This is a genomic window from Streptomyces blastmyceticus (genome assembly GCF_039521185.1).
GTDB lineage: Bacteria > Actinomycetota > Actinomycetes > Streptomycetales > Streptomycetaceae > Streptomyces > Streptomyces blastmyceticus.
In genome coordinates this window covers 438710-464875 of the sequence record NZ_BAAABW010000008.1, presented here as the reverse complement: position 1 = coordinate 464875, position 26166 = coordinate 438710, and the positions used below count along the sequence as shown (strand labels likewise).

Sequence of the window (26166 nt, the reverse complement as noted above, 5' to 3'; positions counted from 1 at the left end):
TGCGTCAGCTGTTCTGCGGGCGCCAGACCCAGGGGCTCGCGTCCGTCCCCATGGCGACCACGCACAGCTGGTGGCCCGCGTCGGTGAGCACCGCGGCGGTGCCCACGGCGACCTGGTCGGGGGCGGTCGTGGGCGAGGCGTCGCCGGACGCGGCGTCCACCACCTGGAGCTTCCCGTCGACGGCCCGGCCCAGGACGATCACGGTGTCGTTGCCGCCGCGCGCGGGCAGCGTGTGGGCGTCGAGCGGGCCGTATCCCGCGAACTCCTTGAGCTCGGTGCTCGCGACATCCTCGGAGCCGGGCTTGAAGCGGTGGACGGTCGGCTGGACGGCCTCAGGGGTGCGGTAGACGACCGCGAGGCGCCCGTCGGGGTCCAGGGTGGCACCGGGGAGCCCGCCGGGCTGCGGGAGGCCCTTGAGGGGCATCGCGCGGACCGGCTTGTCCGGGGCGTCCTGGCTCCAGTGGTGCACGGTGTCCCGGCCGGTGCCGAAGACGTGCACCCGCTTGTCCTGGTCCAGGGCCACCGTCAGGCCGTCCTGGATCTCCTGGCCGTGCAGGCTCTGCCACTTGCCCCACTTGCCGTCGGCCTCGCGGACCCGGCTGGAGACGCCCTTGCCCGCGTTGCGGACGAAGAGGTGCACCCGCCCGTCCGGGGTGGCGATCGCCGCGGGCATGCCCACGCGGCGGCCGCGGTCGGCCTTGTGCTCGGGGTTGCCGAGCGGCTTCCAGTCCTTGAAGGCGCCGTCCGGGGAGCCCTGCTCCAGCACCACGATCTCGCGGGTGTCCGGGCGCCCCTGGCCCGCCAGCGCGGAGAACCGCAGGGCGAACAGCAGCCGGCGGCCGGCCGTGTCCTTGACGGAGGCCAGGGCGGGGGCGAGGGGGCCGCCGCCGAGGTTCTGCGGCTCGCCCCAGCGGCCGCTCCCGGCGGAGGTCTCCTGCCAGCGCACGGCCTGGGTGCCGAGCACGCCGTACGCCTCCAGACGGCCCGACTTGTCAGTGTCGGGGGCCGTCGTGGCGCCCTCGTAGCGGTAGTGGGTGGAGCGGATCCAGCCCTTGCGGTTCTTGATCGGGCGGTCGCCGCCCTGGCCGTAGTCGCCGCAGCCGGCGGGGTTGCCGCACTCCCACTTGGGGTCGCCGCCGTACGCCTCGACCAGGCGGTGCTTCTGCTCCACGACCTCGGGCGGCAGGTTGTGCGGCCAGCGCTGGTTGTAGTAGCCGCGGAAGGACGTGGTCACGAAGCGCGGCGGGTGCCCGTCGCGCTTGGTGGCGTCGGCCACCCACTGCGACATCGCCTTCCAGGTGAAGAGCGCGGTCGGCGTGTGGTCGCGGTGGTCGGAGCAGGCGCCGTAGTCGTTGTCCTTGGGGTGCGTGGCGTCGTGGACCTGGTAGTCGGGGTCCGGGTCCATCGTGTGGATCACGGTCGGCTTGAACCGGTCCATGATCGTGGCCAGCGTGTCCACCAGCGTGCCGTGGCTGTACTTGCTGACCGTGGTGCACGGTGAGCCCGTGGCGACCATGCTCTGCATCTCGCCGTCCGGGCGCTCCCACAGCAGCGGCAGGCGCATGTCGTGGGCGGAGAGCATGGCGATGTTGAGGAAGACCAGCTGGGCCCGGCGGTTGCCGTTGGCCAGCTCGTTGGTCTCCGCCTGGACGCCGTTGCCGAGGTCCAGGACGGACTTCTTCCAGCCCGTGAACTTGTCGAGCCCCAGCATCTCCGCGTACGCCTGGCGGAGGCCCTGGTGGCGGGCCGAGGAGTAGGCGGCCTTGTCGGGCTTGCCCTTGGGCATGCCCTCGATCCAGTTCTGGCCGACGGCCTCGCCCGCCGTCACATAGACCGACACGACCGGCACCCCGGACTGCACGATGTGCAGGGCGTCGGGGTTCATGAAGAACAGGTCGTCGTCGGGGTGCGCCATGAACTGCAGCAGCAGCGGGTTCTTCACACTGTTGAACGACTGCGTGGCATGGGGGTCCACGGCCCTTATCGGGCTGGGGGAGGCCTTGGGCTTGTGGCCGCCCCCGCTGCCGTCGCTGCACCCCGCGGCCACCGCCACCGAGGTGGCGGCCAGGGCCGCGAGCGCGGTCCGGCGGGATATCACCATGCGCTGTGAGGTGTTCAACTAAGTGACTCCGTCTCGTTGTGCAGCACGCAGTCCCCGGCTGCCCCAGCGTGTTAGGGGACGTGGTGGGGATCGCGCGGGTTGCTCAAGACCACGGCAAACCACGGCAAAGGCGGGTAAGGCCAGGAGCCCCGGGGGGCCGACGCGGCGTGCGGGCCGGACGGCCTCTGGTGGGCGGCCTGGGCCTACGCGACCATAGTGTCCCGTATGTCGGCGGGGTGGTTTGACAACTGAGCCGGTCGGGGTACCTTCTTCGGCTGCGATTGGCGCCCCTTCGGGCGCGTATGGCACACTGTTCAGGTTGCTCGGTTGTGAGCTGATGCTTGCGCGCCTCCCGCCGGGAGGACTGGAAGCGAGTCCCGCAGTACTCGTCACCCCTTTTCAGGGGTGGAAGTACGGGAATCTTCCGGGAAGCGCCAGCGCGGCCCCGGCCAGGCGCTCGGTGGGTGTCCTTCCCCCACAACCCCCTTCATCAGGGATTTCCTCTCGGGGAATTCCCCGGAGGGGGCGCGACACGCCCGACCGCGTGGGTCGGAGAAGGACGGTGCCTCGCAAGAGGCGCAGCACACCGGGTCCCAGAGCGTTACGAGAGACAGGACTACGAAGTAGCCATGGCGGGACAGAAGATCCGCATCCGGCTCAAGGCCTACGACCACGAGGTCATCGACTCCTCGGCGAAGAAGATCGTCGAGACGGTGACCCGCACTGGTGCGTCGGTCGCAGGCCCGGTGCCGCTGCCCACTGAGAAGAACGTGTACTGCGTCATCAAGTCGCCGCACAAGTACAAGGACTCGCGCGAGCACTTCGAGATGCGCACGCACAAGCGCCTCATCGACATCCTCGACCCCACGCCGAAGACGGTTGACTCGCTCATGCGCCTCGACCTGCCGGCGGGCGTCGACATCGAGATCAAGCTCTGAGGTGACGCGCGAGATGGCAAAGAACATTAAGGGCGTCCTGGGCGAGAAGCTCGGCATGACCCAGGTCTGGGACGAGAACAACCGGGTCGTCCCGGTGACCGTCGTCAAGGCCGGGCCCTGCGTCGTCACCCAGGTCCGCACCAACGACAGCGACGGCTACGAGTCGGTCCAGATCGCCTTCGGCGAGATCGACCCGCGCAAGGTGAACAAGCCCCTCAAGGGTCACTTCGCCAAGGCCGACGTCACCCCGCGCCGCCACCTGGTGGAGCTGCGTACCGCTGACGCCAGCGAGTACACGCTCGGCCAGGAGATCACCGCTGCCGTGTTCGAGTCGGGCGTCAAGGTTGACGTCACCGGCAAGAGCAAGGGCAAGGGCTTCGCCGGTGTCATGAAGCGTCACAACTTCAAGGGCCTCGGCGCCGGTCACGGCACCCAGCGCAAGCACCGCTCGCCCGGTTCCATCGGTGGCTGCGCCACCCCGGGCCGCGTGTTCAAGGGCCTCCGCATGGCGGGCCGCATGGGCAACGAGCGGGTCACCACCCAGAACCTGACCGTCCACGCCGTTGACGCGGAGAAGGGCCTGCTCCTGATCAAGGGCGCGGTTCCTGGTCCGAACGGCGGCCTCGTCCTGGTCCGTACCGCGGCCAAGGGGGCCTGAGGTAACGATGAGCACCATTGACATCCTTTCGCCGGCAGGCGACAAGGCCGGGACCGTCGAGCTCCCCACGGAGATCTTCGACGCGAAGGTCAGCATTCCGCTGATCCACCAGGTCGTTGTCGCGCAGCTGGCCGCTGCCCGTCAGGGCACGCACAAGACCAAGACCCGCGGCGAGGTCCGAGGCGGCGGCAAGAAGCCGTACCGCCAGAAGGGCACCGGTCGCGCCCGTCAGGGTTCGACCCGCGCGCCGCAGTTCGCCGGTGGTGGCGTCGTGCACGGTCCCGTGCCGCGTGACTACTCGCAGCGGACCCCGAAGAAGATGAAGGCCGCCGCCCTGCGCGGTGCCCTCACCGACCGGGCGCGCCACTCCCGCATCCACGTCGTCTCCGGCGTGGTCGAGGGCCAGGTCTCCACGAAGGCCGCCAAGACGCTGTTCGGCAAGATCTCGGAGCGCAAGAACCTGCTCCTGGTCGTCGACCGTGCCGACGAGGCCGCGTGGCTGTCCGCCCGCAACCTGCCCCAGGTCCACATCCTGGAGCCGGGCCAGCTGAACACGTACGACGTGCTCGTCTCGGACGACGTGGTCTTCACCAAGGCCGCTTTCGAGTCCTTCGTGGCCGCGAAGACGGCCGGCGAGCTCGAAGGGAGCGACGCCTGATGAGTGAGGCGACTGTCGCCGTGGTCACCAGCAAGACCTACACGGACCCCCGTGACATCCTGGTCAAGCCGGTGGTTTCGGAGAAGAGCTACGCGCTTCTCGACGAGAACAAGTACACGTTCATCGTCGACCCGCGCGCGAACAAGACCCAGATCAAGCAGGCCGTCGAGGCGGTCTTCTCGGTCAAGGTCACCGGGGTCAACACGATCAACCGTCAGGGTAAGCGCAAGCGCACCAAGACCGGTTTCGGCAAGCGCGCCAACACCAAGCGCGCCATCGTGACCCTCGCCGAGGGCGACCGAATCGACATCTTCGGCGGCCCGGTCTCCTAACGGAGTCCGAGTCGTCCGGAATCGGACGAGGACTGAGAAATGGGTATCCGCAAGTACAAGCCGACGACCCCGGGCCGTCGTGGCTCCAGCGTCGCCGACTTTGTCGAGATCACGCGGTCCACGCCGGAGAAGTCGCTGGTCCGCCCGCTGCACAGCAAGGGCGGCCGTAACAACGCCGGTCGTGTGACCGTTCGCCACCAGGGTGGTGGCCACAAGCGCGCCTACCGCGTGATCGACTTCCGTCGTCACGACAAGGACGGCGTGCCGGCCAAGGTCGCTCACATCGAGTACGACCCGAACCGCACCGCGCGCATCGCGCTGCTGCACTACGCAGACGGCGAGAAGCGCTACATCATCGCCCCCGCGAAGCTCCAGCAGGGTGACCGGATCGAGAACGGCGCTGGCGCCGACATCAAGCCGGGCAACAACCTGCCGCTGCGCAACATCCCGGTCGGTACGACGATCCACGCGATCGAGCTCCGCCCCGGTGGTGGCGCCAAGTTCGCCCGCTCTGCCGGTTCTTCCGTGCAGCTGCTGGCGAAGGAGGGCCAGTACGCCCACCTGCGCATGCCGTCCGGTGAGGTCCGCCTGGTCGACGTCCGCTGCCGCGCCACCGTCGGCGAGGTCGGCAACGCCGAGCAGTCGAACATCAACTGGGGCAAGGCCGGTCGTATGCGCTGGAAGGGCGTTCGCCCGACCGTGCGTGGTGTGGCGATGAACCCGGTCGACCACCCGCACGGTGGTGGTGAGGGTAAGACCTCCGGTGGTCGCCACCCGGTCTCCCCGTGGGGTCAGAAGGAGGGTCGTACTCGTTCTCCCAAGAAGGCGAGCAACAAGTACATCGTCCGCCGCCGCAAGACGAACAAGAAGCGCTAGGAGCGGGTTTAGATGCCGCGTAGTCTCAAGAAGGGGCCCTTCGTCGACGACCACCTCATCAAGAAGGTGGATGTCCAGAACGAAGCCGGCACCAAGAACGTCATCAAGACCTGGTCCCGTCGCTCCATGATCGTGCCGGCCATGCTCGGCCACACGCTCGCGGTGCACAACGGCAAGACGCACGTCCCGGTGTTCGTCACCGAGTCGATGGTCGGCCACAAGCTCGGCGAGTTCTCGCCGACCCGCACCTTCCGCGGCCACGTCAAGGACGACCGCAAGTCGAAGCGCCGCTAGGCGGGGTGTGAACGACTATGACTGACACCGAAGGGACAACCATGGAAGCCAGGGCCCAGGCGCGGTACATCCGCGTCACGCCCATGAAGGCCCGCCGCGTGGTGGACCTCATCCGTGGCATGGATGCCACGGAGGCTCAGGCGGTCCTGCGTTTTGCCCCGCAGGCCGCGAGCGTGCCGGTTGGCAAGGTGCTGGACAGCGCCATCGCCAACGCTGCACACAACTACGACCACACCGACGCCTCTTCGCTGGTCATCAGCGAGGCGTACGTCGACGAGGGCCCGACCCTGAAGCGGTTCCGTCCGCGCGCCCAGGGCCGTGCCTACCGGATCCGCAAGCGGACCAGCCACATCACCGTGGTCGTCAGCAGCAAGGAAGGAACCCGGTAATGGGCCAGAAGGTTAACCCGCACGGGTTCCGGCTCGGCATCACCACGGACTTCAAGTCCCGTTGGTACGCCGACAAGCTGTACAAGGACTACGTCAAGGAAGACGTTGCCATTCGTCGCATGATGACGAAGGGCATGGAGCGCGCCGGTATCTCGAAGGTTGAGATCGAGCGCACCCGCGACCGCGTCCGCGTCGACATCCACACCGCTCGCCCGGGCATCGTCATCGGTCGCCGCGGCGCCGAGGCCGACCGCATCCGCGGCGAGCTGGAGAAGCTGACCGGCAAGCAGGTTCAGCTGAACATCCTCGAGGTCAAGAACCCCGAGGTGGACGCTCAGCTGGTGGCCCAGGCCGTCGCCGAGCAGCTGTCCTCCCGCGTCTCCTTCCGTCGCGCCATGCGTAAGAGCATGCAGTCGACGATGAAGGCCGGCGCCAAGGGCATCAAGATCCAGTGCGGTGGCCGTCTCGGCGGCGCCGAGATGTCCCGCTCGGAGTTCTACCGCGAGGGCCGTGTGCCCCTGCACACGCTCCGCGCGAACGTCGACTACGGCTTCTTCGAGGCCAAGACCACCTTCGGCCGTATCGGCGTGAAGGTCTGGATCTACAAGGGCGACGTCAAGAACATCGCCGAGGTCCGCGCCGAGAACGCCGCTGCGCGTGCGGGCAACCGCCCGTCCCGCGGTGGCGCCCAGGACCGCCCGGCCCGCGGTGGCCGTGGTGGCGAGCGTGGCGGCCGCGGCCGCAAGCCGCAGCAGAGCGCCGGCGCCGAGGCCCCCAAGGCCGAGGCCGCTGCCGCTGCTCCGGCTGAGTCCACCGGAACGGAGGCCTGACCGACATGCTGATCCCTCGCAGGGTCAAGCACCGCAAGCAGCACCACCCCAAGCGACGCGGTATGGCCAAGGGTGGCACTGAGCTCGCCTTCGGTGAGTACGGCATCCAGGCCCTGACCCCGGCCTACGTGACGAACCGTCAGATCGAGTCCGCTCGTATCGCCATGACGCGTCACATCAAGCGTGGCGGCAAGGTGTGGATCAACATCTACCCCGACCGTCCGCTGACGAAGAAGCCAGCCGAAACCCGCATGGGTTCCGGTAAGGGTTCTCCGGAGTGGTGGGTCGCGAACGTCCACCCCGGTCGGGTGATGTTCGAGCTGTCCTTCCCGAATGAAAAGGTCGCCAAGGAGGCGCTCACCCGCGCCGCCCACAAGCTTCCGATGAAGTGCCGCATTGTTCGGCGCGAGGCAGGTGAGTCGTGATGGCCGCTGGTATCAAGGCGACCGAGCTGCGTGAGCTGAACGGCGAGGACCTCGTCGCGAAGCTCCGTGAGGCCAAGGAAGAGCTGTTCAACCTCCGCTTCCAGGCGGCGACCGGGCAGCTCGAGAACCACGGTCGGCTCAAGTCCGTCCGTAAGGACATCGCCCGGATCTACACCCTGATGCGCGAGCGCGAGCTGGGCATCGAGACGGTGGAGAGCGCCTGATGAGCGAGAAGAATGTGACTGAGACGAACGAGCGCGGCTTCCGCAAGACCCGTGAGGGTCTCGTCGTCAGCGACAAGATGGACAAGACCGTCGTCGTCGCCGTCGAGGACCGCGTCAAGCACGCGCTGTACGGCAAGGTCATCCGCCGTACGAACAAGCTCAAGGCGCACGACGAGCAGAACGCTGCCGGCGTCGGCGACCGCGTCCTCATCATGGAGACGCGTCCGCTGTCGGCGAGCAAGCGCTGGCGCATCGTCGAGATCCTCGAGAAGGCCAAGTAGGCAATTCCCGCAAGGGAATTCCAATAATTACCGTCTGAGGGGGTTTCCCCTCGGATAAGTTCCGCCAGGCTCGGCGTGGGGCCTCATTCACTTGAGGCCCCCGCCGGGAACCGGCAGACGATCAGGAGATAGACGTGATCCAGCAGGAGTCGCGACTTCGGGTCGCCGACAACACTGGTGCCAAGGAGATCCTTTGCATCCGTGTTCTCGGTGGCTCGGGTCGTCGCTACGCGGGCATCGGTGACGTCATCGTCGCCACCGTCAAGGACGCGATCCCCGGTGGCAACGTGAAGAAGGGTGACGTCATCAAGGCCGTCATCGTTCGCACCGTCAAGGAGCGCCGCCGTCCGGATGGCTCGTACATCCGTTTCGACGAGAACGCCGCTGTCGTTCTCAAGAACGACGGTGACCCCCGCGGCACCCGTATCTTCGGCCCCGTGGGCCGAGAGCTGCGCGAGAAGAAGTTCATGAAGATCGTCTCGCTCGCGCCGGAGGTGCTGTAACCGATGAAGATCAAGAAGGGCGACCTGGTCCAGGTCATCACCGGTAAGGACAAGGGCAAGCAGGGCAAGGTCATCGTGGCCATGCCCAGCGAGAACCGCGTCCTCGTCGAGGGTGTCAACCGGGTCAAGAAGCACACCAAGGCCGGCCAGACCGCTCGTGGTTCCAAGACCGGCGGCATCGTGACGACCGAGGCCCCGATCCACGTCAGCAACGTTCAGCTGATCGTGGAGAAGGACGGCAAGAAGGTCGTCACTCGTGTCGGTTACCGCTTCGACGACGAGGGCAACAAGATCCGCGTTGCCAAGCGCACCGGTGAGGACATCTGATGACTGCCACCACCAACGCGCCGCGTCTCAAGCAGCGCTACCGTGACGAGATCTCCCCGAAGCTCCGTGAGGAGTTCTCGTACGAGAACGTCATGATGATCCCCGGCCTGACCAAGATCGTGGTCAACATGGGTGTGGGCGACGCCGCCCGCGACTCCAAGCTGATCGAGGGCGCCATCCGCGACCTCACCACGATCACCGGCCAGAAGCCGGCCGTGACCAAGGCCCGCAAGTCGATCGCGCAGTTCAAGCTGCGCGAGGGGCAGCCGATCGGCTGCCACGTCACCCTCCGCGGTGACCGCATGTGGGAGTTCCTGGACCGTACGCTGTCGCTCGCGCTGCCGCGCATCCGCGACTTCCGTGGTCTGTCCCCGAAGCAGTTCGACGGTCGGGGCAACTACACCTTCGGTCTCACGGAGCAGGTCATGTTCCACGAGATCGACCAGGACAAGATCGACCGCGTCCGGGGTATGGACATCACCGTGGTCACCACGGCGACCAACGACGACGAGGGTCGCGCCCTCCTTCGTCACCTCGGCTTCCCCTTCAAGGAGGCGTAAGCGAGATGGCGAAGAAGTCTCTTATTGCCAAGGCTGCCCGCAAGCCGAAGTTCGGTGTGCGCGCGTACACCCGCTGCCAGCGTTGCGGCCGCCCGCACTCCGTTTACCGCAAGTTCGGCCTGTGCCGCGTGTGCCTTCGTGAGATGGCTCACCGTGGCGAGCTGCCGGGCGTGACCAAGAGCTCCTGGTAATTCCCTACTTGGGAATCCAGGGCTCTCGGTAAGCATCAAGGATGGCAGGTGCCCCGTCTTTCCCTCCCGTAGAGTGGAAGGGTTGGGCGCCTGCCGCCCATGACCGTCTTACTACGCCGTAGGTCCCCGCGCCGCACCCGTCCCGACTCTGCTCGGGGAGAGGGATGGCGCAGATAGGAAACCACGGCGAGAGAGGCCGAAGGCCAAACATGACCATGACCGATCCGATCGCAGACATGCTGACCCGTCTGCGAAACGCTAACTCGGCATACCACGACACCGTGTCGATGCCGCACAGCAAGATCAAGTCGCACATCGCGGAGATCCTCCAGCAGGAGGGCTACATCACCGGCTGGAAGGTCGAGGACGCCGAGGTCGGCAAGTCCCTGACCCTCGAGCTGAAGTTCGGCCCGAACCGCGAGCGCTCGATCGCCGGCATCAAGCGTATTTCGAAGCCGGGCCTGCGGGTCTACGCAAAGTCCACCAACCTGCCGAAGGTCCTCGGCGGCCTGGGCGTGGCGATCATCTCCACGTCCCACGGTCTCCTGACCGGCCAGCAGGCCAGCAAGAAGGGCGTGGGTGGGGAAGTCCTCGCCTACGTCTGGTAACCAGGGAACGGAGGAATAGCCAATGTCGCGTATTGGACGGCTGCCCATCCAGGTTCCCGCTGGTGTGGACGTCACCATCGATGGCCGCACGGTGCATGTGAAGGGCCCCAAGGGTTCCCTCACGCACGCCGTTGCCGCGCCCATCGAGATCGCTAAGGCCGAGGACGGCACCCTTGTCGTCACCCGCCCGAACGACGAGCGTCAGAACAAGGCCCTGCACGGCCTGTCCCGCACGCTGGTGGCGAACATGATCACCGGCGTGACCGCGGGCTACAGCAAGGCTCTTGAGATCAGCGGTGTCGGTTACCGCGTCCAGGCGAAGGGCTCCAACCTGGAGTTCGCCCTGGGCTACAGCCACCCGATTGTGATCGAGGCCCCGGAGGGCATCACCTTCAAGGTGGAGTCCCCGACCAAGCTCAGCGTCGAGGGCATCGACAAGCAGAAGGTCGGCGAGGTCGCGGCGAACATCCGCAAGCTGCGGAAGCCCGACCCGTACAAGGCCAAGGGCGTCAAGTACGCCGGCGAGGTCATCCGCCGCAAGGTCGGAAAGGCTGGTAAGTAAGCCATGGCATACGGTGTGAAGATCGCCAAGGGCGACGCTTACAAGCGTGCCGCCAAGGCTCGCCGCCATGTCCGCATTCGCAAGAACGTGTCGGGTACGGCGGAGCGTCCGCGCCTCGTCGTGACCCGCTCGAACCGCGGCATCACCGCTCAGGTCATCGACGACATCAAGGGTCACACCCTGGCGTCGGCGTCGAACCTGGACGCGTCGATCCGTGGTGGCGAGGGCGACAAGTCCGCGCAGGCCAAGCAGGTCGGTGCCCTGGTCGCCGAGCGTGCGAAGGCTGCCGGTGTCGAGGCCGTCGTGTTCGACCGTGGTGGCAACAGGTACGCCGGGCGCATTGCCGCTCTGGCTGACGCCGCCCGCGAAGCCGGGCTGAAGTTCTAAGCCCCGGTTCCGGAGCTAGCGGACGTAACAGAGAGAGGTAAATCCAATGGCTGGACCCCAGCGCCGCGGAAGCGGTGCCGGTGGCGGCGAGCGGCGGGACCGGAAGGGTCGCGACGGTGGCGCTGCCGCCGAGAAGACCGCGTACGTTGAGCGCGTTGTCGCGATCAACCGCGTCGCCAAGGTTGTCAAGGGTGGTCGCCGCTTCAGCTTCACCGCGCTGGTCGTGGTGGGCGACGGTGACGGCACCGTAGGTGTCGGATACGGCAAGGCCAAGGAAGTTCCCGCGGCCATCGCCAAGGGCGTGGAAGAGGCCAAGAAGAACTTCTTCAAGGTCCCCCGCATCCAGGGCACCATCCCGCACCCGATCCAGGGCGAGAAGGCGGCGGGCGTCGTCCTGCTCAAGCCTGCTTCCCCCGGTACCGGCGTTATCGCCGGTGGCCCGGTGCGTGCGGTGCTCGAGTGCGCCGGCGTCCACGACATCCTGTCGAAGTCGCTCGGTTCTTCGAACCCGATCAACATCGTGCACGCCACGGTGACCGCGCTTCAGGGCCTTCAGCGCCCCGAGGAGATCGCGGCCCGTCGTGGCCTGCCGCTGGAGGACGTCGCCCCCGCCGCACTGCTGCGGGCGCGTGCAGGGGCGGGTGCGTAATGGCTCGCCTCAAGGTCACGCAGGTCAAGTCCTACATCGGTAGCAAGCAGAACCACCGCGACACCCTTCGTTCGCTTGGTCTCAAGCGCATGAACGATGTGGTCGTCAAGGAGGATCGTCCCGAGATCCGCGGCATGGTGCAGACCGTCCGCCACCTCGTGACGGTTGAGGAGGTCGACTGACATGGCGGAGCAGAACCCGCTGAAGGTCCACAACCTCCGGCCCGCCCCGGGCGCCAAGACCGCCAAGACCCGTGTGGGTCGTGGTGAGGCGTCCAAGGGTAAGACCGCAGGTCGTGGTACCAAGGGCACCAAGGCCCGTTACCAGGTTCCGGAGCGCTTCGAGGGTGGGCAGATGCCCCTCCACATGCGTCTCCCGAAGCTCAAGGGCTTCAAGAACCCGTTCCGCACCGAGTTCCAGGTCGTGAACCTGGACAAGCTGGCCGCGCTCTACCCGCAGGGTGGCGAGGTCACGGTGGCCGATCTGGTCGCCAAGGGTGCGGTTCGCAAGAACCAGCTCGTCAAGGTCCTGGGCCAGGGCGAGATCTCCGTGGCGCTGCAGGTGACGGTTGACGCCGTCTCCGGCTCCGCCAAGGAGAAGATTGCCGCTGCCGGCGGCAGCGTCACCGAGCTCGTCTGAGCTCGTTGAACTGACAACCGGGGATGTCCCAAAAGGGGCATCCCCGGTTGGTCGTTCCAAGGGGGGCACGGTCGCCGGTAAGGTGGCGTGCACTGTTAACCTCCGCGCGGACTGTCATGCATGGCGGCCCGTGCGGATTTTGACTGATATGTATTCGTCGATCCTCAAGACCGTCTCCTCTCACGTCGCTGCGTGAGAGGCGCAGGAGGCACCGTGCTCACCGCGTTCGCCCGAGCGTTCAAGACGCCCGACCTGCGCAAGAAGCTGCTGTTCACGCTGGGCATCATGGTGCTCTTCAGGCTCGGTGCGCACGTGCCGGTGCCGGGCGTCAGTTATGCCAACGTCCAGACGTGTATGGACCAGGCCAAGAGCGGCCAGGGCCTCTTCGGCCTCGTGAACATGTTCAGCGGTGGCGCGCTGCTCCATGTCACGATCTTCGCGCTCGGGATCATGCCCTACATCACGGCGAGCATCATCCTGCAGTTGCTCACTGTCGTCATCCCACGGCTGGAAGCCCTCAAGAAGGAGGGTCAGTCGGGGCAGGCGAAGATCACGCAGTACACGCGTTATCTGACCGTCGCCCTCGCCATCCTCCAGGGCACCGGCCTGGTGGCCACCGCGAGCAACGGTGCGCTGTTCAGCGGCTGCGCGGTCGGCAACCAGATCGTTCCGGACAAGTCGATCTTCGCCACGGCCACCATGGTCATCACCATGACCGCGGGCACCTGCCTGATCATGTGGCTCGGTGAGCTGATCACCGACCGCGGCATCGGCAACGGCATGTCGATCCTGATGTTCACGTCCATCGCGGCGGGCTTCCCGAGCGGCCTGTGGGGCATCAAGCTCGCGGGCAAGCTGATGGGCGGCTGGCTGGAGTTCGGGCTCGTCATCGTCTGCGGCCTGGCGATGGTCGCGCTCGTCGTCTTCGTCGAGCAGGCCCAGCGCCGCATCCCCGTGCAGTACGCGAAGCGCATGATCGGCCGCCGGTCCTACGGCGGCACCTCGACCTACATCCCGCTCAAGGTGAACCAGGCGGGCGTGATCCCGGTCATCTTCGCCTCGTCGCTGCTGTACATCCCGGCGCTGCTGGTGCAGTTCACCGGCTCCAAGGCGGGCTGGGCGACGTGGGTCAACTCCAACCTCGTCAAGGGTGACCACCCCATCTACATGGTCACGTACTTCCTGCTGATCGTTTTCTTCGCCTTCTTCTACGTCGCCATCTCCTTCAACCCCGAAGAAGTTGCCGACAACATGAAGAAGTATGGTGGGTTCATTCCGGGCATCCGGGCCGGTCGTCCCACCGCGGAGTATCTGAGCTACGTGCTGAATCGCATCACGTGGCCCGGCTCTCTCTACCTGGGTCTGATCGCCCTGGTGCCCACCGTGGCACTGGTCACACTCAAGGCAAACCAGAACTTCCCGTTCGGGGGAACCAGCATCCTGATCATCGTGGGTGTCGGTCTGGAGACTGTGAAGCAGATCGAGAGCCAGCTTCAGCAGCGCAACTACGAAGGGTTCCTCCGCTGATGCGAATCGTCCTCGTCGGGCCGCCCGGCGCCGGCAAGGGTACGCAGGCCGCGTACCTCGCCAAGAATCTCGCGATCCCGCACATCTCGACGGGTGACCTCTTCCGGGCGAACATCAGCCAGGGCACGCCGCTCGGGCAGAAGGCACAGGAGTACATGCGTGCCGGCCAGCTCGTGCCGGACGAGGTCACCATCGGGATGGCCAAGGACCGCATGGAGCAGCCGGACGCCGCGAACGGCTTCCTGCTGGACGGCTTCCCGCGGAACCTCGCCCAGGCCGAATCCCTGGACGAGATCCTCAAGGCCGACGACCTCCGGCTCGACGCCGTCCTGGACCTGGAGGTCCCGGAGGACGAGGTCGTCAAGCGGATCGCCGGTCGCCGGATCTGCCGCCGGGACAGCAGCCACGTCTTCCACGTGATCTACAACGCGCCGAAGACCGAGGGCGTCTGCGACGCCTGCGGCGGCGAGCTGTACCAGCGCGACGACGACCACGAGGACACGGTCCGTGACCGCCTCGAGGTCTACCACACGCAGACCGAGCCGATCATCGACTACTACAAGGCCCAGGGCCTGGTGGTCACGATCTCGGCGCTCGGTCCGGTCGCCGAGGTCACGGAGCGCGCGATGGCCGCTCTGGACCGCGCGAACGCCTGAGACACGGTCCTCCTACGGCCGCGATGCCCCACCGGGCATCGCGGCCGTAGTGTTGTCCGAGAAAATTTTGTTTGCGGCACCGTCCGTACGCGGCACCAAGAGAGGCAGCACCCCCATGGTGGAGATCAAGACTCCCGAGCAGATCGCGAAGATGCGCGAGGCGGGGCTGGTCGTCGCCGCCATTCACGCGGCCACCCGGGAGGCGGCCGTGCCGGGTGCGACGACCAAGGACCTGGACGAGGTGGCCCGCAAGGTGCTCGCCGAGCACGGCGCGAAGTCGAACTTCCTCGGTTACGGCGGCTTCCCCGCGACGATCTGCACCTCGGTGAACGAGGTCGTCGTCCACGGCATCCCGGACACCAGGACCGTCCTGAAGGACGGCGACATCATCTCCATCGACGCGGGCGCGATCATCGACGGCTGGCACGGCGACGCGGCCTTCACGGCCTTCGTGGGCACCGGTCACGCTCCGGAGCTGATCGAGCTCTCCCGGGTGACCGAGGAGTCGATGTGGGCCGGCATCGCCGCCGTGAAGAACGGCAACCGCCTGGTGGACATCTCCAAGGCCATCGAGGGCTACATCCGCCGCCAGCCCCGCCCGGCCACCGGGAAGTACGGGATCATCGAGGACTACGGCGGGCACGGCATCGGCTCCGAGATGCACATGGACCCGCACCTGCTGAACTACGTCTCGCGCAAGCGCGGCAAGGGCCCCAAGCTCGTCCCCGGCTTCTGCATCGCGATCGAGCCGATGGTGAGCCTCGGCACGGCGCGTACGCACGTCCTGGAGGACGACTGGACGGTCCTCACGGACGACATGACCTGGTCCTCCCACTGGGAGCACTCGGTGGCCGTGACGGAGCAGGGGCCGCTGGTCCTGACCGCGGTGGACGGCGGCAAGGCGAAGCTGGCGGAGTACGGCATCGTGGCCGCCCCGGATCCTTTGGCCTGAGCTCTGGGCCTTCCGGGCTCGGCCGCCGACTCGCCGGACGGAGTCCGGCGCAGCCGGCCGAAGCTTGTGAGGCGCCCCTGGCGCCGAACCCGCGAGGGCGGCGTTGGGAGGAGTGGCCCCGCTGGCTTAAGGATCTCTGCGGCTGGGCAGTCACCCCTGGATTAGTCTTTCGGGTTGCCCTGACGTAGACTGACGCGTCGGCTCTCGTGTATCCGCATGCCTGCGTTCGTACGGCATGTTCGATCACGAGAGTTGATCAAGGTAGCCGATTCGAAAGGCGAAGCGTGGCCAAGAAGCAAGGTGCCATCGAGATCGAGGGCACCGTGATCGAGTCTCTGCCGAACGCAATGTTCAAGGTGGAGCTCCAGAACGGTCACAAGGTCCTCGCGCACATCAGCGGCAAGATGCGGATGCACTACATCCGTATTCTCCCGGATGACCGGGTCGTCGTGGAGCTCTCTCCCTACGACCTGACGCGTGGCCGGATCGTCTACCGCTACAAGTAGATCTTGTCGACGCCCCCTTCTTGCGGGGTGGCGGCACTGACCCGGAGAACCTGACATCCCATGAAGGTCAAGCCGAGCGTCAAGAAGATCTGCGACAAGTGCAAGGTGATCCGCCGCCACGGCCGGGTCATGGTCATCTGCGACAACCTGCGCCACAAGCAGCGCCAGGGCTGACGCAGAACCTGCACTTCGCAGTTACTTCGCGCGACGCATAGCAATTCGTACATACGCAGGGCCCGTCCAGCCACGGCTGGCGACACCTCCGGCGGGGGCCGGGGACTCGGAACGTACCACCGCTCTTGATCAAGAGCGGTCGGCGGTCGAGAGCGGCACTGTGGAAGACCCCCGAGAATCAACTGGAGCCAGTCAATGGCACGCGTTTCCGGTGTTGACATCCCGCGTGACAAGCGCGTGGAGGTTGCACTCACCTACGTCTTCGGTATCGGCCGCACCCAGTCGCAGGCGACTCTCGCCGCGACCGGTGTGAACCCGAACACCCGCGTTCGTGACCTTCCCGAAGAGGACCTGGTCAAGATCCGCGAGTACGTGGACGCCAACCTCAAGACCGAGGGTGACCTCCGTCGCGAGATCCAGGCCGACATCCGCCGCAAGGTTGAGATCGGCTGCTACCAGGGTCTGCGTCACCGTCGTGGCCTGCCGGTCCACGGTCAGCGCACCAGCACGAACGCTCGTACCCGCAAGGGCCCGCGTCGCGCGATCGCCGGCAAGAAGAAGCCGGGCAAGAAGTAGTCCTCAGCGGACGCTCACCAGCGGTCTTCGCTGTAGGACCGATCACCTCCACTCCACAGGAGTAAGACATGCCCCCCAAGGGACGTCAGGGCGCAGCCAAGAAGGTGCGTCGCAAGGAAAAGAAGAACGTCGCTCACGGCCACGCGCACATCAAGAGCACGTTCAACAACACCATCGTTTCGATCACAGACCCGTCCGGCAACGTGATCTCCTGGGCCTCCGCCGGCCACGTCGGCTTCAAGGGCTCCCGCAAGTCCACTCCGTTCGCCGCGCAGATGGCCGCCGAGTCGGCTGCCCGTCGCGCGCAGGAGCACGGCATGCGCAAGGTTGACGTCTTCGTCAAGGGCCCGGGTTCCGGTCGCGAGACCGCCATCCGTTCGCTCCAGGCGACCGGCCTCGAGGTCGGCTCGATCCAGGACGTCACCCCCACGCCGCACAACGGCTGCCGCCCGCCGAAGCGCCGCCGCGTCTGACGCAGCGCCGCTCGCGCGGTTGTCTTGAGGGCATGGGCGGTACGGCTCCTTGGAGCCGTACCGCCCGTACCCTTGTAGTACCTCAGGACATCAAATAGTGGGTGTCCATGACTGAAGGATGCTTCGCATGCTTATCGCTCAGCGCCCCTCGCTGACCGAAGAGGTCGTCGACGAGTTCCGCTCCCGGTTCGTGATCGAGCCGCTGGAGCCGGGCTTCGGCTACACCCTCGGTAACTCCCTGCGTCGTACGCTCCTCTCCTCGATCCCGGGTGCGGCTGTCACGTCCATCCGCATCGACGGTGTCCTGCACGAGTTCACCACCGTGCCGGGCGTCAAGGAGGACGTCACCGACCTCATCCTGAACATCAAGCAGCTGGTCGTCTCCTCGGAGCACGACGAGCCGGTCGTGATGTACCTGCGCAAGCAGGGCCCCGGCCTGGTCACCGCCGCGGACATCGCCCCGCCGGCCGGTGTCGAGGTCCACAACCCGGACCTGGTCCTGGCGACGCTGAACGCCAAGGGCAAGCTGGAGATGGAGCTGACCGTCGAGCGCGGTCGCGGCTACGTCTCCGCCGTGCAGAACAAGCAGGTGGGCCAGGAGATCGGCCGTATCCCGGTCGACTCCATCTACTCCCCGGTGCTCAAGGTCACGTACAAGGTCGAGGCGACCCGTGTCGAGCAGCGCACCGACTTCGACAAGCTGATCGTCGACGTCGAGACCAAGCAGGCCATGCGCCCGCGTGACGCCATGGCGTCCGCCGGCAAGACCCTGGTCGAGCTGTTCGGTCTGGCCCGCGAGCTCAACATCGACGCCGAGGGCATCGACATGGGCCCGTCCCCGACGGACGCCGCCCTGGCCGCCGACCTGGCGCTGCCGATCGAGGAGCTCGAGCTCACCGTTCGGTCGTACAACTGCCTCAAGCGCGAGGGCATCCACTCCGTGGGTGAGCTCGTCGCCCGCTCCGAGGCCGACCTGCTCGACATCCGCAACTTCGGTGCGAAGTCGATCGACGAGGTCAAGGCGAAGCTGGCCGGCATGGGCCTGGCGCTCAAGGACAGCCCGCCCGGATTCGACCCGACCGCCGCCGCCGACGCTTTTGGCGCCGACGACGACGCGGACGCGGGTTTCGTGGAGACCGAGCAGTACTGAGCGGTCTTCGGCTGCCGGCCCGCTGTGGCTGGTCGCGCAGTTCCCCGCGCCCCTTCGGGGGCGCGGGTCTCCGACGGGCAACCGCCCGCTCGGATACTGACCCCGGTACCTGATACGGCCAGGGCAGACACCTAGGAGAAACACCATGCCGCGTCCCACCAAGGGTGCCCGTCTGGGCGGCGGTGCCGCGCACGAGAAGCTGATGCTGGCGAACCTCGCCAAGTCGCTCTTCGAGCACGGCCGCATCACCACCACCGAGGCCAAGGCCCGTCGCCTGCGCCCCGTGGCCGAGCGTCTGATCACCAAGGCGAAGAAGGGCGACATCCACAACCGTCGCCAGGTTCTTCAGACGATCACGGACAAGGGCATCGTGCACGTGCTCTTCACCGAGATCGCTCCCCGCTTCGCCGAGCGTCCGGGTGGCTACACCCGTATCACGAAGATCGGCAACCGTCGTGGCGACAACGCCCCGATGGCCGTGATCGAGCTCGTCGAGGGCGAGATCGCGAAGAAGGCGACCGTCGCCGAGGCCGAGGCCGCCACCAAGCGTGCGGTCAAGGAGTCCGAGGCTGCGGCCGAGGCTGCGGCCGAGGCTCCGGCCGAGGAGTCCAAGGACGCCTGACGCATCTGATGCGTGCAGTGGACGGGTCCGTTCCCTCTTCGAGGGGGCGGGCCCGTCCCGCATTTTCTGAAAGAGGAACGCGGTGAGTGACGAAGTTGAGCCCGGCTTTGTGCGGGTGCGGCTGGATCTGTCGTACGACGGCAAGGACTTCTCCGGCTGGGCCAAGCAGCGCTCGGGCCTGCGCACCGTGCAGGGCGAGATCGAGGCCGCCCTCCGTACGGTGACCCGGTCGTCCGAGACCTATGAGCTGACGGTCGCGGGCCGTACGGACTCCGGGGTGCACGCCCGCGGCCAGGTCGCGCACGTCGACCTGCCGGCCGGGGTGTGGGCCGAGCACGAGGAGAAGCTGCTGCGCCGGCTGGCCGGGCGGCTGTCGCACGACGTACGGGTGTGGAAGGTCGCGGAGGCGCCGGCCGGTTTCAACGCCCGCTTCTCGGCGGTCTGGCGGCGGTACGCCTATCGGGTGACCGACCACGTGGGCGGTGTCGATCCGCTGCTGCGCGGTCATGTCCTGTGGCACGACTGGCCGTTGGACGTCGACGCGATGAACGAGGCCTCGCGCGCGCTGCTCGGGGAGCACGACTTCGCCGCGTACTGCAAGAAGCGCGAGGGCGCGACGACCATCCGCACGCTCCAGCAGCTGAGTTGGGAGCGCGACGCGTCGGGTGTCGTCACCGCGACCGTGAAGGCGGACGCCTTCTGCCACAACATGGTGCGTTCGCTGGTGGGCGCGCTGCTGTTCGTCGGCGACGGGCACCGGCCGGTGGACTGGCCGGGCAAGGTGCTCGCCGCGCGGGTCCGCGATTCGGCGGTGCACGTGGTGCGGCCGCACGGGCTGACGCTGGAGGAGGTCGGCTACCCGGCCGACTCCGAGCTCGCCGCCCGCAACCGCGAGGCGCGCAACAAGCGGACGCTTCCCGGCGCGGGTTGCTGCTGATCCGGACGCAACAGTGGGATAGGCCGGGCGAGTTGGCCTATCCCACTGATTGAGCGTCAGGCTCCTTCGGGGGCCGGGCAGTTGACCGCGAGGTCGCTGTTGACCGTGAGGTACGGCTTGATGCCGTCGATCACCGGGTAGATGTCGGTCTTGTTCCGGTCGACGATGTCGCCGACGAGCCGGGCGACGCGGATCGGCTCGGCGTCGGGGGCCGGGCGCAGGGCCAGGTCCCAGACGGTGTTCTCGTCGCCGCCGCGGGCGTGCCGCAGATCCGCGTACGAGAGGCTGAAGGTGAAGGCCGTCTCGTTGACGACCGTCACCTCCGCCGTCACCGTCGAGGCCGCCTCGATGCGCGGGGTGGCCACGACGGCGGGCTTGCTGTCGGCGGTGAACTGCGCGCCGTGCAGGGTGCCTTCGACCGTCAGCGCGTTGTTGCCCTGCCGGACCGTGCGGGCCTCGGCGTGCTGCTTGCGGTTCCAGGCGCGCAGCGCGAGGAAGCCGTCGACGGTCGGATAGGCCACCCACCAGGTGAACGGCGAGCCCGGCAGCGGCTCCAGCTCCACCAGACCGCGGCCCTCGGCGAGGTGCGAGACGACCCGGCGGCGGGCGCCGTCGTCGCCCCGTACGACGTGGAAGTCCCAACGGCCTTCGCCCAGACGGAGTTCGCGGCGGTCGAGCACCGCGGTGTACGCGCCCTTGCCGTCGGCGGGGGCCTTCAGCGGCACGCTGATCGGCTTGCCCTCCTTGCGGCGGGTGACCGTCAGGGACAGCTTCTCGCCGGACAGGCCCTTGCGGTCGACGGAGACGACGATGTTGCCGTCGGTGTCGACGCGGCAGGACGCGGTGCAGCGCAGCGGCTTGCGGACGATCTCCTTTATGGCCGCCTTGACCGTCGGGGTGGCGGGCTTGGCCACCGAGCGGCGCAGCGGGCGGATGAGCTTGCCCGCGGTGCGGCGCAGCACCTTCGACAGCGGCACGGGCGCGGGCTTGCGGGGCTCGCCGGGCGCGCTGCCCGCGGGGGCCGGCGCGGTGCCGGTGTCGCCGCCGAGGCTCTCGATGAGGTCCTCGTAGGCGCGGGCGATGGCGTCGGGCTGGTAGCGCTCGGCGGAGATCCGGGCGGCCTTGCCCATGGCGTGCCGCAGCTCGTCGTCCTCGATCAGCTTGAGCAGGCCCTTGGCGATGGCGTCGCTGTCGAGGTTGGTGACGAGCAGGCCGTCCTTGCCGTCGCTGATGATCTCGCCGGGGCCGTGCGGGCAGTCGGTGGCGACGACGGGGACGCCGCAGTTCATGGCCTCCACGATCGTCATGCCGAAGGACTCCTCGCGGGAGGTGACGGCGGCGATGGAGCCCTTGGCCCACTCGGTCTCGATGGGGGAGTGGGGGCCCATGAGGCGGACGTGCTCGTTGAGGCCGAGCTTGTCGATCTGCTCGCGCAGCTTGGCCTGCTGGGGGCCGCGGCCGTAGATCCGCAGCTTCCAGTCGGGGCGGGTGGCGGCGACGGTGGCCCACGCCTTGACCAGCAGGTCGTAGCGCTTGACGGGGATCAGCCGGCCCGCGGCGACGACCAGCTTGGCGTTGCCGTCGGAGGGCTCGACCTCGGACGGCGGGACGCCGTTGGGCAGGGCGATCAGCTTGGTCTTCACGCCGGGGAAGTGCTCGCGGTGGGTGGCCGCGTCGGCCTCGGAGACGGCGGTGTGGGCGTCCAGGCGCGGGATGGCGCGGTCCTGGGCGGCGCGGATGTTCGGCTCGTGCGTGCCGTAGATCCGGTGCTCCTGGCCGATCTTGAGGTAGCGGTCCGTGCCGAACTCGGCGAGGTACATCACCAGGCCGGGGCGGGTGGCGATCACGACGTCGGCGTCGGTGCGGGCGAGGTGCTCGGCGACGCGCTTGTCGGTGAGCGCGCTGAACTGCGCGCCCTTGGCCTCGACGGGCGGGATCAGCGTGCTGTCCTGCTGGAGCAGGCCGTTGTCCCGGTCGGCGCCGGTCTCGGCGCGGGTGTCGATGAGGTGGACCAGCTTGACCTTGCGGTGCAGGGGGAGCTTGGGCGTGCCACCGGTTCTGTGGATCGACACGATCTCCACGTCGTGCCGGGCCGCGAGGGCGCCGGCGACGTTGAACGTGGAGCGGATCGTGCCGCCGATGCCATAGGCATTCTGCAAAAGGAAAGAGATCTTCATGGCGGTGTGTGCGCGGCACGTCGGGTGCCGCGTCCGTCCTTCCCCCTGGCCTGGGTGTCCGGGTCGTCCCCTGTGTGCGGACCGCTGGGCCAAGTGTTGGTCGAGTGCGGCCCGATCCGTCGGTAAAGACCGTTGGGAGGGGTTTCGGTTGCCTGCGAAGCCTACATTGTGGCTTCAGTCACAGGTCGTGGGTCAAGGGGGAGATCGTCCCCGCGGGCCGTGCGCCGGAGGCGCTCGGACAGCCGTCCAGAGGGTAACCGGGCCGCCGGGCGTGGCGATCGGACGGACCCCGCGGGCGCTGGGACGCTGGGGGTGTGAAGGCGATGGTGGCGGTCTCCGCGGTCGTGGCCCTCGGGCTGGTGACCGGGTGTGGTGTCGGTGACGGCGGCGCTGCGGGCGAGCCCCGCAGGGCGTCCCCGTCCCGGGCGGACAGGGGTGAGGGCAAGGAGGCGCTCGACGCCGTGACGATGCTCGGCCCGGACCGGCTGAGACGTGTGGAGCTGGGCGCGCACGAGGTGCCCGGCTTCCAGATCGAGAGGGCGGGCGAGGGCGCGGCGGGCGCGGGCAGGCCCCGTACGGACAGCGAGCCCTGCCGGCCCCTCGCCGACGCGCTCGGCTCCCAGCTGCGGCCCGCGCCGGCCGCGACGGTGGTCAGGACCTTCGCCAAGACGGGCGAGGACATGGACTTCGAGGGCCTGATGGGCATGATCCGCGTCTCGGCGTACGAGGGGGACGGCGCGGCCGGCACGCTCCGTGCCCTGAGGGCGGCGGCCACCGCCTGCGCGGACGGCTTCCGGATGCGCACGGGCGAGGGCGAGCCGCAGGAGTTCGAGGCGGTACGGACGCTGTCGCCGCCGTCGCTGGGGGACGAGGCGGTGGCCTTCCGCCTGGAGAACGTGGCGGAGCGCGCGCCCAGTCTGATCACCGCCGTGCGGTCCGGGAACATGCTGGCGATGTTCTTCGCGACGAGCCTGTCCGACCCGGACGGGGTGGAGATCCCTCCCGAGCTCGTGCGCGCGCAGGTCGAGAAGCTCCGGGGGATGGCGGAGGAGGCGTCCGCTCAGGCTTCCGCCGCTCCGGGGGAGGACGACGACGAGGACGAGGATCCCTCGGGGTGAACGCGTGGAGGCCGGGGCGAAGCCCCTTCACGCCCGCTTTGCCGGTGGCGGCGCCGACCTCACCGAGTCCGCTGCCTGGGCCTGTGCGCGGTACATGATGCGGCGGAACGTGTAGTCCGACACGTCCCGTCCGGCCTGCAGCGCGGCGGTGTCGCCCGAGTCGACCGCCTTGCCGTTGGCGAAGCCCGCCACGGTGAAGTACGCGTAGCGCCCGATCGCATTGGCTGTCAGCCGGCATGCCGTCGCGCGGCAGAACTCGGGGGCGTTGTCGCCGGGAAGGGAGGCGATGTTCCCCGCGGACTGCTCCTTGGCCTTGTCCGCGGCCGCCTTGTCGTCGAAGACGGCGACGCCGACCGTGACCGCGATCCCGTCCCGTACGTAGGTGGAGCGCAGCACCTTGCGGCAGCCGTTGTCGGCGAGGACGGAGCCGAGCGCGCCCTGGGTCGCGGAGGCGCAGTCCGTCGTGGTGGCGGTGGCGGTCCGCTCGTACGTGCGCTTGTAGAGGACCGGCTTGGTGTGGGGGAAGAGGGTCTTCGTGCTCAGGGGCGCCTTGTCCTTGTCGGCGCTCGCTATGAAGTCGAGGGGGTTCGGCGGGGGCGGCGGGGCGTTCTCGGAGAAGGAGGGCTCCGGTGCGCCGGAGGAGCTGGGCAGCTTCTCGGGCGCGGGCAGGCCGGACTGCTTGCCGCCGCCGTGCGAGCCGGTGACCGCGAAGGCCACGGCGGTGGCGACGGCGGCCGTGGCGAGCGCGCCGCCACCGCCGAGGAGGAGCCACTTGCGGCGGCGGCCGCGGGCCGCGGTGTCGTCGGCGAGCGCCGACCAGTCCGGGGTCTGCGGTGCGCCGGAGGCGGCTCCCCAGGGCTGTGGCGGCGGGGGCGGGCCCCACTGCGGAGTCGGCCGATGGGGTTCCCCCGGGGCCCCGTGCGGCCCTCCCTGCCCAAAGCTCATGGCGTGCATCGTAAACCGGTTGGTCGCACCCCTCGCCAGCGGCGACAATCCCACCCATGGGACATGTCGAAGCAGCGCACCTGGAGTACTACCTTCCGGACGGCCGGGTGCTGCTCGGCGATGTCTCGTTCCGGGTCGGGGAGGGCGCCGCGGTCGCCCTCGTCGGTGCGAACGGCGCGGGCAAGACGACCCTGCTGCGGCTGATCTCCGGGGAGCTCCAGCCGCACGGCGGCACGGTCTCGGTCACCGGCGGGCTCGGGGTGATGCCGCAGTTCGTCGGATCCGTGCGGGACGGCCGTACGGTCCGCGACCTGCTGGTCTCCGTGGCCCAGCCGAGGATCAGGGAAGCGGCGCGGGCCGTGGACGAGGCCGAGCACGCGATCATGACGCGGGACGACGAGGCCGCGCAGATGGCGTACGCGCAGGCCCTGTCCGACTGGGCGGAGGCGCGGGGCTACGAGGCCGAGACCGTGTGGGACATGTGCACGATGGCCGCGCTCGGCGTCCCGTACGACAACGCGCAGTGGCGCGAGGTGCGCACCCTCTCCGGCGGTGAGCAGAAGCGGCTGGTCCTCGAGTCGCTGCTGCGCGGCACGGACGAGGTGCTGCTGCTCGACGAGCCGGACAACTACCTCGACGTGCCCGGCAAGCGCTGGCTGGAGGAGCGGCTGCGCGAGACGAAGAAGACCGTCCTCTTCGTCTCCCACGACCGTGAGCTGCTCGCCCGCGCCGCCGAGAAGATCATCAGCGTCGAGCCGGGCCCGGCCGGGTCGGACGTATGGGTGCACGGCGCCGGCTTCGCCACCTACCACGAGGCCCGCAAGGAGCGCTTCGCCCGCTTCGAGGAGCTGCGCCGCCGCTGGGACGAGAAGCACGCCCAGCTGAAGAAGCTGGTGATCAACCTCCGCCAGGCCGCCGCGGTCAGCCACGAGATGGCCTCGCGCTACGCCGCGGCCCAGACCCGGCTGCGGAAGTTCGAGGAGGCCGGCCCGCCGCCGGAGCCGCCGCGCGAGCAGGACATCCGGATGCGGCTGCGCGGCGGGCGCACCGGCGTCCGGGCCGTGACCTGCGAGAAGCTCGAGCTCACCGGCCTGATGAAGCCGTTCGACCTGGAGGTCTTCTACGGCGAGCGGGTCGCGGTGCTCGGCTCGAACGGCTCCGGCAAGTCCCACTTCCTGCGGCTGCTCGCCGGTGACGACGTGGCCCACACGGGCACGTGGAAGCTGGGCGCCCGCGTGGTGGCCGGGCACTTCGCCCAGACCCACGCCCACCCGGAGCTGCTGGGGCGCACGCTCGTCGACATCCTGTGGACGGAGCACGCGAAGGACCGGGGCGGGGCGATGTCCGTGCTGCGCCGGTACGAGCTGGAGAAGCAGGGCGACCAGCCCTTCGAGAAGCTGTCGGGCGGGCAGCAGGCGCGCTTCCAGATCCTGCTGCTGGAGCTGGCCGGGACGACGGCCCTGCTGCTGGACGAGCCGACGGACAACCTGGACCTGGAATCGGCCGAGGCGCTCCAGGACGGCCTGGAGTCCTACGACGGCACGGTGCTCGCGGTCACACACGACCGCTGGTTCGCTCGCGCGTTCGATCGCTATGTGGTCTTCGGCTCCGACGGCACGGTCCGCGAGGTCCCGGAGCCGGTCTGGGACGAGGCGCGGGTGGTGCGGAAGCGGTAGCCGCCCGGGCGCGGCACCGCCTCCGGGGCCCTGGAGCCGTACGGGTGGCCGGGTCCGGCAGCCGGTGGGACCATGTTGTTTTGACCCCGCCGGTGGGCGACCGGTACTCTACGAGTTCGTTATGCGTATTGGCTTGGTCGTTCTCACGCGAGGGGCCCTTACGCTTGCTCATCGGGCCGATAATGACCGGCGCGCGTTCGGGTTGCGTCCCCGGATCGCCGCCAGTGTCGGTTGACCGCCCGGAG

36 protein-coding genes are annotated in these 26166 nt (G+C 68.2%); 33 read left to right on the top strand and 3 right to left on the bottom strand.

All coding sequences use genetic code 11. The features are described from left to right. Positions 1-4: 4 nt before the first annotated feature. Positions 5-2119 (bottom strand): PIG-L family deacetylase, encoded by a 2115-nt coding sequence (locus tag ABD269_RS08370; protein ID WP_344117170.1) that lies wholly within the window; start codon positions 2117-2119, stop codon positions 5-7. A 611-nt stretch (positions 2120-2730) separates the two neighbouring features. On the opposite strand from ABD269_RS08370, the gene rpsJ reads away from it, so the two are divergent. The 31 genes from rpsJ (at position 2731) to truA (ending at position 20005) form a co-directional block, all read left to right on the top strand. Next, positions 2731-3039, top strand: a complete 309-nt coding sequence (gene rpsJ, locus ABD269_RS08365; RefSeq protein ID WP_003948644.1) for a 30S ribosomal protein S10 — start codon at positions 2731-2733, stop codon at positions 3037-3039. Between the two features lie 13 nt (positions 3040-3052). Further along, entirely contained in the window at positions 3053-3697 is a 645-nt protein-coding gene (gene rplC, locus ABD269_RS08360) for a 50S ribosomal protein L3 (RefSeq protein ID WP_086567349.1), read from the top strand. A gap of 7 nt (positions 3698-3704) precedes the next feature. Beyond that, positions 3705-4355 carry a 50S ribosomal protein L4 gene (gene rplD, locus ABD269_RS08355; RefSeq protein WP_301886638.1) on the top strand — a complete coding sequence of 217 codons (651 nt, stop codon included), beginning with the start codon at positions 3705-3707 and terminating at the stop codon, positions 4353-4355. Next, positions 4355-4687 (top strand): 50S ribosomal protein L23, encoded by a 333-nt coding sequence (gene rplW, locus ABD269_RS08350; RefSeq protein WP_116212450.1) that lies wholly within the window; start codon positions 4355-4357, stop codon positions 4685-4687. The genes rplD and rplW overlap by 1 nt, the downstream gene beginning before the upstream one ends. A 39-nt stretch (positions 4688-4726) precedes the next feature. Continuing rightward, entirely contained in the window at positions 4727-5563 is an 837-nt protein-coding gene (gene rplB, locus ABD269_RS08345; protein WP_301886639.1) for a 50S ribosomal protein L2, read from the top strand. A gap of 12 nt (positions 5564-5575) precedes the next feature. Next, positions 5576-5857 (top strand): 30S ribosomal protein S19, encoded by a 282-nt coding sequence (gene rpsS / locus ABD269_RS08340; RefSeq protein ID WP_301886640.1) that lies wholly within the window; start codon positions 5576-5578, stop codon positions 5855-5857. Positions 5858-5898: 41 nt separating this feature from the next. Beyond that, on the top strand, positions 5899-6246 hold the full coding sequence (rplV, locus tag ABD269_RS08335) for a 50S ribosomal protein L22 (protein ID WP_004571827.1): 348 nt from the start codon (positions 5899-5901) through the stop codon (positions 6244-6246). Next, positions 6246-7076, top strand: coding sequence for a 30S ribosomal protein S3 (gene rpsC, locus ABD269_RS08330; protein ID WP_301886641.1), 831 nt, complete (start codon positions 6246-6248; stop codon positions 7074-7076). Before rplV ends, rpsC begins: the two co-directional genes overlap by 1 nt. A gap of 5 nt (positions 7077-7081) precedes the next feature. Continuing rightward, on the top strand, positions 7082-7501 hold the full coding sequence (gene rplP / locus ABD269_RS08325; RefSeq protein ID WP_116212444.1) for a 50S ribosomal protein L16: 420 nt from the start codon (positions 7082-7084) through the stop codon (positions 7499-7501). Further along, a complete protein-coding gene (gene rpmC, locus ABD269_RS08320; RefSeq protein ID WP_116212442.1) occupies positions 7501-7725 on the top strand; it encodes a 50S ribosomal protein L29 in 225 nt (74 codons plus the stop codon). The genes rplP and rpmC overlap by 1 nt, the downstream gene beginning before the upstream one ends. Beyond that, positions 7725-8006: a 30S ribosomal protein S17 gene (rpsQ, locus tag ABD269_RS08315; protein ID WP_030026328.1), complete on the top strand. Its 282-nt coding sequence runs from the start codon at positions 7725-7727 to the stop codon at positions 8004-8006. Before rpmC ends, rpsQ begins: the two co-directional genes overlap by 1 nt. Positions 8007-8140: 134 nt before the next feature. Continuing rightward, a complete protein-coding gene (rplN, locus tag ABD269_RS08310) occupies positions 8141-8509 on the top strand; it encodes a 50S ribosomal protein L14 (RefSeq protein WP_030368406.1) in 369 nt (122 codons plus the stop codon). Between the two features lie 3 nt (positions 8510-8512). Then, positions 8513-8836: a 50S ribosomal protein L24 gene (gene rplX, locus ABD269_RS08305; RefSeq protein WP_116212440.1), complete on the top strand. Its 324-nt coding sequence runs from the start codon at positions 8513-8515 to the stop codon at positions 8834-8836. Continuing rightward, positions 8836-9396 (top strand): 50S ribosomal protein L5, encoded by a 561-nt coding sequence (rplE, locus tag ABD269_RS08300; protein WP_116212438.1) that lies wholly within the window; start codon positions 8836-8838, stop codon positions 9394-9396. The genes rplX and rplE overlap by 1 nt, the downstream gene beginning before the upstream one ends. Before the next feature lie 5 nt (positions 9397-9401). Next, positions 9402-9587: a type Z 30S ribosomal protein S14 gene (locus ABD269_RS08295; RefSeq protein WP_030368403.1), complete on the top strand. Its 186-nt coding sequence runs from the start codon at positions 9402-9404 to the stop codon at positions 9585-9587. Between the two features lie 209 nt (positions 9588-9796). Next, positions 9797-10195 carry a 30S ribosomal protein S8 gene (gene rpsH / locus ABD269_RS08290; protein WP_116212436.1) on the top strand — a complete coding sequence of 133 codons (399 nt, stop codon included), beginning with the start codon at positions 9797-9799 and terminating at the stop codon, positions 10193-10195. A gap of 22 nt (positions 10196-10217) precedes the next feature. Beyond that, complete coding sequence (rplF, locus tag ABD269_RS08285) at positions 10218-10757, top strand: 50S ribosomal protein L6 (RefSeq protein WP_301886643.1); 540 nt, start codon at positions 10218-10220, stop codon at positions 10755-10757. A 3-nt stretch (positions 10758-10760) separates the two neighbouring features. Next, positions 10761-11144, top strand: a complete 384-nt coding sequence (gene rplR, locus ABD269_RS08280; protein WP_116212433.1) for a 50S ribosomal protein L18 — start codon at positions 10761-10763, stop codon at positions 11142-11144. A 46-nt stretch (positions 11145-11190) separates the two neighbouring features. Beyond that, the gene (gene rpsE, locus ABD269_RS08275; protein ID WP_116212431.1) at positions 11191-11793 is read left to right on the top strand and encodes a 30S ribosomal protein S5; all 603 of its coding nucleotides are present in this window, start codon (positions 11191-11193) and stop codon (positions 11791-11793) included. Beyond that, positions 11793-11975: a 50S ribosomal protein L30 gene (gene rpmD / locus ABD269_RS08270; RefSeq protein ID WP_030368398.1), complete on the top strand. Its 183-nt coding sequence runs from the start codon at positions 11793-11795 to the stop codon at positions 11973-11975. Before rpsE ends, rpmD begins: the two co-directional genes overlap by 1 nt. A 1-nt stretch (position 11976) precedes the next feature. Then, positions 11977-12432 carry a 50S ribosomal protein L15 gene (gene rplO / locus ABD269_RS08265; RefSeq protein WP_116212429.1) on the top strand — a complete coding sequence of 152 codons (456 nt, stop codon included), beginning with the start codon at positions 11977-11979 and terminating at the stop codon, positions 12430-12432. 213 nt (positions 12433-12645) lie between these two features. Further along, a complete protein-coding gene (secY, locus tag ABD269_RS08260; RefSeq protein ID WP_301886645.1) occupies positions 12646-13959 on the top strand; it encodes a preprotein translocase subunit SecY in 1314 nt (437 codons plus the stop codon). Beyond that, positions 13959-14615, top strand: a complete 657-nt coding sequence (locus ABD269_RS08255; RefSeq protein WP_301886646.1) for an adenylate kinase — start codon at positions 13959-13961, stop codon at positions 14613-14615. Before secY ends, ABD269_RS08255 begins: the two co-directional genes overlap by 1 nt. A gap of 115 nt (positions 14616-14730) precedes the next feature. Further along, entirely contained in the window at positions 14731-15567 is an 837-nt protein-coding gene (gene map / locus ABD269_RS08250) for a type I methionyl aminopeptidase (protein ID WP_344117169.1), read from the top strand. A 284-nt stretch (positions 15568-15851) separates the two neighbouring features. Next, positions 15852-16073 carry a translation initiation factor IF-1 gene (gene infA, locus ABD269_RS08245; protein WP_003956442.1) on the top strand — a complete coding sequence of 74 codons (222 nt, stop codon included), beginning with the start codon at positions 15852-15854 and terminating at the stop codon, positions 16071-16073. Positions 16074-16133: 60 nt separating this feature from the next. Then, complete coding sequence (gene rpmJ / locus ABD269_RS08240) at positions 16134-16247, top strand: 50S ribosomal protein L36 (protein WP_003956441.1); 114 nt, start codon at positions 16134-16136, stop codon at positions 16245-16247. 195 nt (positions 16248-16442) lie between these two features. Further along, positions 16443-16823, top strand: coding sequence for a 30S ribosomal protein S13 (rpsM, locus tag ABD269_RS08235; RefSeq protein ID WP_030368393.1), 381 nt, complete (start codon positions 16443-16445; stop codon positions 16821-16823). Positions 16824-16891: 68 nt separating this feature from the next. Further along, positions 16892-17296 carry a 30S ribosomal protein S11 gene (gene rpsK, locus ABD269_RS08230; protein WP_003956432.1) on the top strand — a complete coding sequence of 135 codons (405 nt, stop codon included), beginning with the start codon at positions 16892-16894 and terminating at the stop codon, positions 17294-17296. A gap of 127 nt (positions 17297-17423) precedes the next feature. Then, entirely contained in the window at positions 17424-18446 is a 1023-nt protein-coding gene (locus tag ABD269_RS08225) for a DNA-directed RNA polymerase subunit alpha (RefSeq protein ID WP_004946635.1), read from the top strand. 145 nt (positions 18447-18591) lie between these two features. Beyond that, on the top strand, positions 18592-19068 hold the full coding sequence (gene rplQ / locus ABD269_RS08220; protein WP_344117168.1) for a 50S ribosomal protein L17: 477 nt from the start codon (positions 18592-18594) through the stop codon (positions 19066-19068). An 82-nt stretch (positions 19069-19150) separates the two neighbouring features. After that, the gene (gene truA / locus ABD269_RS08215) at positions 19151-20005 is read left to right on the top strand and encodes a tRNA pseudouridine(38-40) synthase TruA (protein ID WP_301886656.1); all 855 of its coding nucleotides are present in this window, start codon (positions 19151-19153) and stop codon (positions 20003-20005) included. A 56-nt stretch (positions 20006-20061) separates the two neighbouring features. Here truA and ABD269_RS08210 read toward each other — a convergent pair whose 3' ends face one another. After that, a complete protein-coding gene (locus ABD269_RS08210; protein WP_344117167.1) occupies positions 20062-22182 on the bottom strand; it encodes a glycosyltransferase in 2121 nt (706 codons plus the stop codon). Positions 22183-22496: 314 nt separating this feature from the next. Between ABD269_RS08210 and ABD269_RS08205 the strand changes: the two genes are divergently transcribed. Continuing rightward, a complete protein-coding gene (locus ABD269_RS08205; protein ID WP_344117166.1) occupies positions 22497-23300 on the top strand; it encodes a hypothetical protein in 804 nt (267 codons plus the stop codon). Positions 23301-23327: 27 nt separating this feature from the next. On the opposite strand, the gene ABD269_RS08200 is transcribed toward ABD269_RS08205, so the two are convergent. Then, the gene (locus tag ABD269_RS08200; RefSeq protein ID WP_344117165.1) at positions 23328-24245 is read right to left on the bottom strand and encodes a hypothetical protein; all 918 of its coding nucleotides are present in this window, start codon (positions 24243-24245) and stop codon (positions 23328-23330) included. 56 nt (positions 24246-24301) lie between these two features. Between ABD269_RS08200 and ABD269_RS08195 the strand changes: the two genes are divergently transcribed. Then, complete coding sequence (locus ABD269_RS08195) at positions 24302-25921, top strand: ABC-F family ATP-binding cassette domain-containing protein (protein ID WP_301886660.1); 1620 nt, start codon at positions 24302-24304, stop codon at positions 25919-25921. The last annotated feature ends 245 nt before the right edge of the window (positions 25922-26166 follow it).

Bases quoted from the DNA above. Each gene is read 5' to 3' on its own strand.
- ABD269_RS08195 (WP_301886660.1), top strand. From the start codon at position 24,302: ATGGGACATGTCGAAGCAGCGCACCTGGAGTACTACCTTCCGGACGGC.
- rpsH (WP_116212436.1), top strand. From the start codon at position 9,797: ATGACCATGACCGATCCGATCGCAGACATGCTGACCCGTCTGCGAAAC.
- rplB (WP_301886639.1), top strand. From the start codon at position 4,727: ATGGGTATCCGCAAGTACAAGCCGACGACCCCGGGCCGTCGTGGCTCC.
- rpmC (WP_116212442.1), top strand. From the start codon at position 7,501: ATGGCCGCTGGTATCAAGGCGACCGAGCTGCGTGAGCTGAACGGCGAG.
- rplD (WP_301886638.1), top strand. From the start codon at position 3,705: ATGAGCACCATTGACATCCTTTCGCCGGCAGGCGACAAGGCCGGGACC.
- ABD269_RS08295 (WP_030368403.1), top strand. From the start codon at position 9,402: ATGGCGAAGAAGTCTCTTATTGCCAAGGCTGCCCGCAAGCCGAAGTTC.
- rplR (WP_116212433.1), top strand. From the start codon at position 10,761: ATGGCATACGGTGTGAAGATCGCCAAGGGCGACGCTTACAAGCGTGCC.
- rplQ (WP_344117168.1), top strand. From the start codon at position 18,592: ATGCCGCGTCCCACCAAGGGTGCCCGTCTGGGCGGCGGTGCCGCGCAC.
- rpsE (WP_116212431.1), top strand. From the start codon at position 11,191: ATGGCTGGACCCCAGCGCCGCGGAAGCGGTGCCGGTGGCGGCGAGCGG.
- rpsM (WP_030368393.1), top strand. From the start codon at position 16,443: ATGGCACGCGTTTCCGGTGTTGACATCCCGCGTGACAAGCGCGTGGAG.
- rpmJ (WP_003956441.1), top strand. From the start codon at position 16,134: ATGAAGGTCAAGCCGAGCGTCAAGAAGATCTGCGACAAGTGCAAGGTG.
- rplV (WP_004571827.1), top strand. From the start codon at position 5,899: ATGGAAGCCAGGGCCCAGGCGCGGTACATCCGCGTCACGCCCATGAAG.
- rplE (WP_116212438.1), top strand. From the start codon at position 8,836: ATGACTGCCACCACCAACGCGCCGCGTCTCAAGCAGCGCTACCGTGAC.
- rpsQ (WP_030026328.1), top strand. From the start codon at position 7,725: ATGAGCGAGAAGAATGTGACTGAGACGAACGAGCGCGGCTTCCGCAAG.
- rpmD (WP_030368398.1), top strand. From the start codon at position 11,793: ATGGCTCGCCTCAAGGTCACGCAGGTCAAGTCCTACATCGGTAGCAAG.
- rplO (WP_116212429.1), top strand. From the start codon at position 11,977: ATGGCGGAGCAGAACCCGCTGAAGGTCCACAACCTCCGGCCCGCCCCG.
- ABD269_RS08200 (WP_344117165.1), bottom strand. From the start codon at position 24,245: ATGAGCTTTGGGCAGGGAGGGCCGCACGGGGCCCCGGGGGAACCCCAT.
- ABD269_RS08210 (WP_344117167.1), bottom strand. From the start codon at position 22,182: ATGAAGATCTCTTTCCTTTTGCAGAATGCCTATGGCATCGGCGGCACG.
- rpsC (WP_301886641.1), top strand. From the start codon at position 6,246: ATGGGCCAGAAGGTTAACCCGCACGGGTTCCGGCTCGGCATCACCACG.
- rplC (WP_086567349.1), top strand. From the start codon at position 3,053: ATGGCAAAGAACATTAAGGGCGTCCTGGGCGAGAAGCTCGGCATGACC.
- rplW (WP_116212450.1), top strand. From the start codon at position 4,355: ATGAGTGAGGCGACTGTCGCCGTGGTCACCAGCAAGACCTACACGGAC.
- ABD269_RS08225 (WP_004946635.1), top strand. From the start codon at position 17,424: ATGCTTATCGCTCAGCGCCCCTCGCTGACCGAAGAGGTCGTCGACGAG.
- rpsJ (WP_003948644.1), top strand. From the start codon at position 2,731: ATGGCGGGACAGAAGATCCGCATCCGGCTCAAGGCCTACGACCACGAG.
- rplX (WP_116212440.1), top strand. From the start codon at position 8,513: ATGAAGATCAAGAAGGGCGACCTGGTCCAGGTCATCACCGGTAAGGAC.
- rpsS (WP_301886640.1), top strand. From the start codon at position 5,576: ATGCCGCGTAGTCTCAAGAAGGGGCCCTTCGTCGACGACCACCTCATC.
- map (WP_344117169.1), top strand. From the start codon at position 14,731: ATGGTGGAGATCAAGACTCCCGAGCAGATCGCGAAGATGCGCGAGGCG.
- rplP (WP_116212444.1), top strand. From the start codon at position 7,082: ATGCTGATCCCTCGCAGGGTCAAGCACCGCAAGCAGCACCACCCCAAG.
- rplF (WP_301886643.1), top strand. From the start codon at position 10,218: ATGTCGCGTATTGGACGGCTGCCCATCCAGGTTCCCGCTGGTGTGGAC.
- ABD269_RS08255 (WP_301886646.1), top strand. From the start codon at position 13,959: ATGCGAATCGTCCTCGTCGGGCCGCCCGGCGCCGGCAAGGGTACGCAG.
- rpsK (WP_003956432.1), top strand. From the start codon at position 16,892: ATGCCCCCCAAGGGACGTCAGGGCGCAGCCAAGAAGGTGCGTCGCAAG.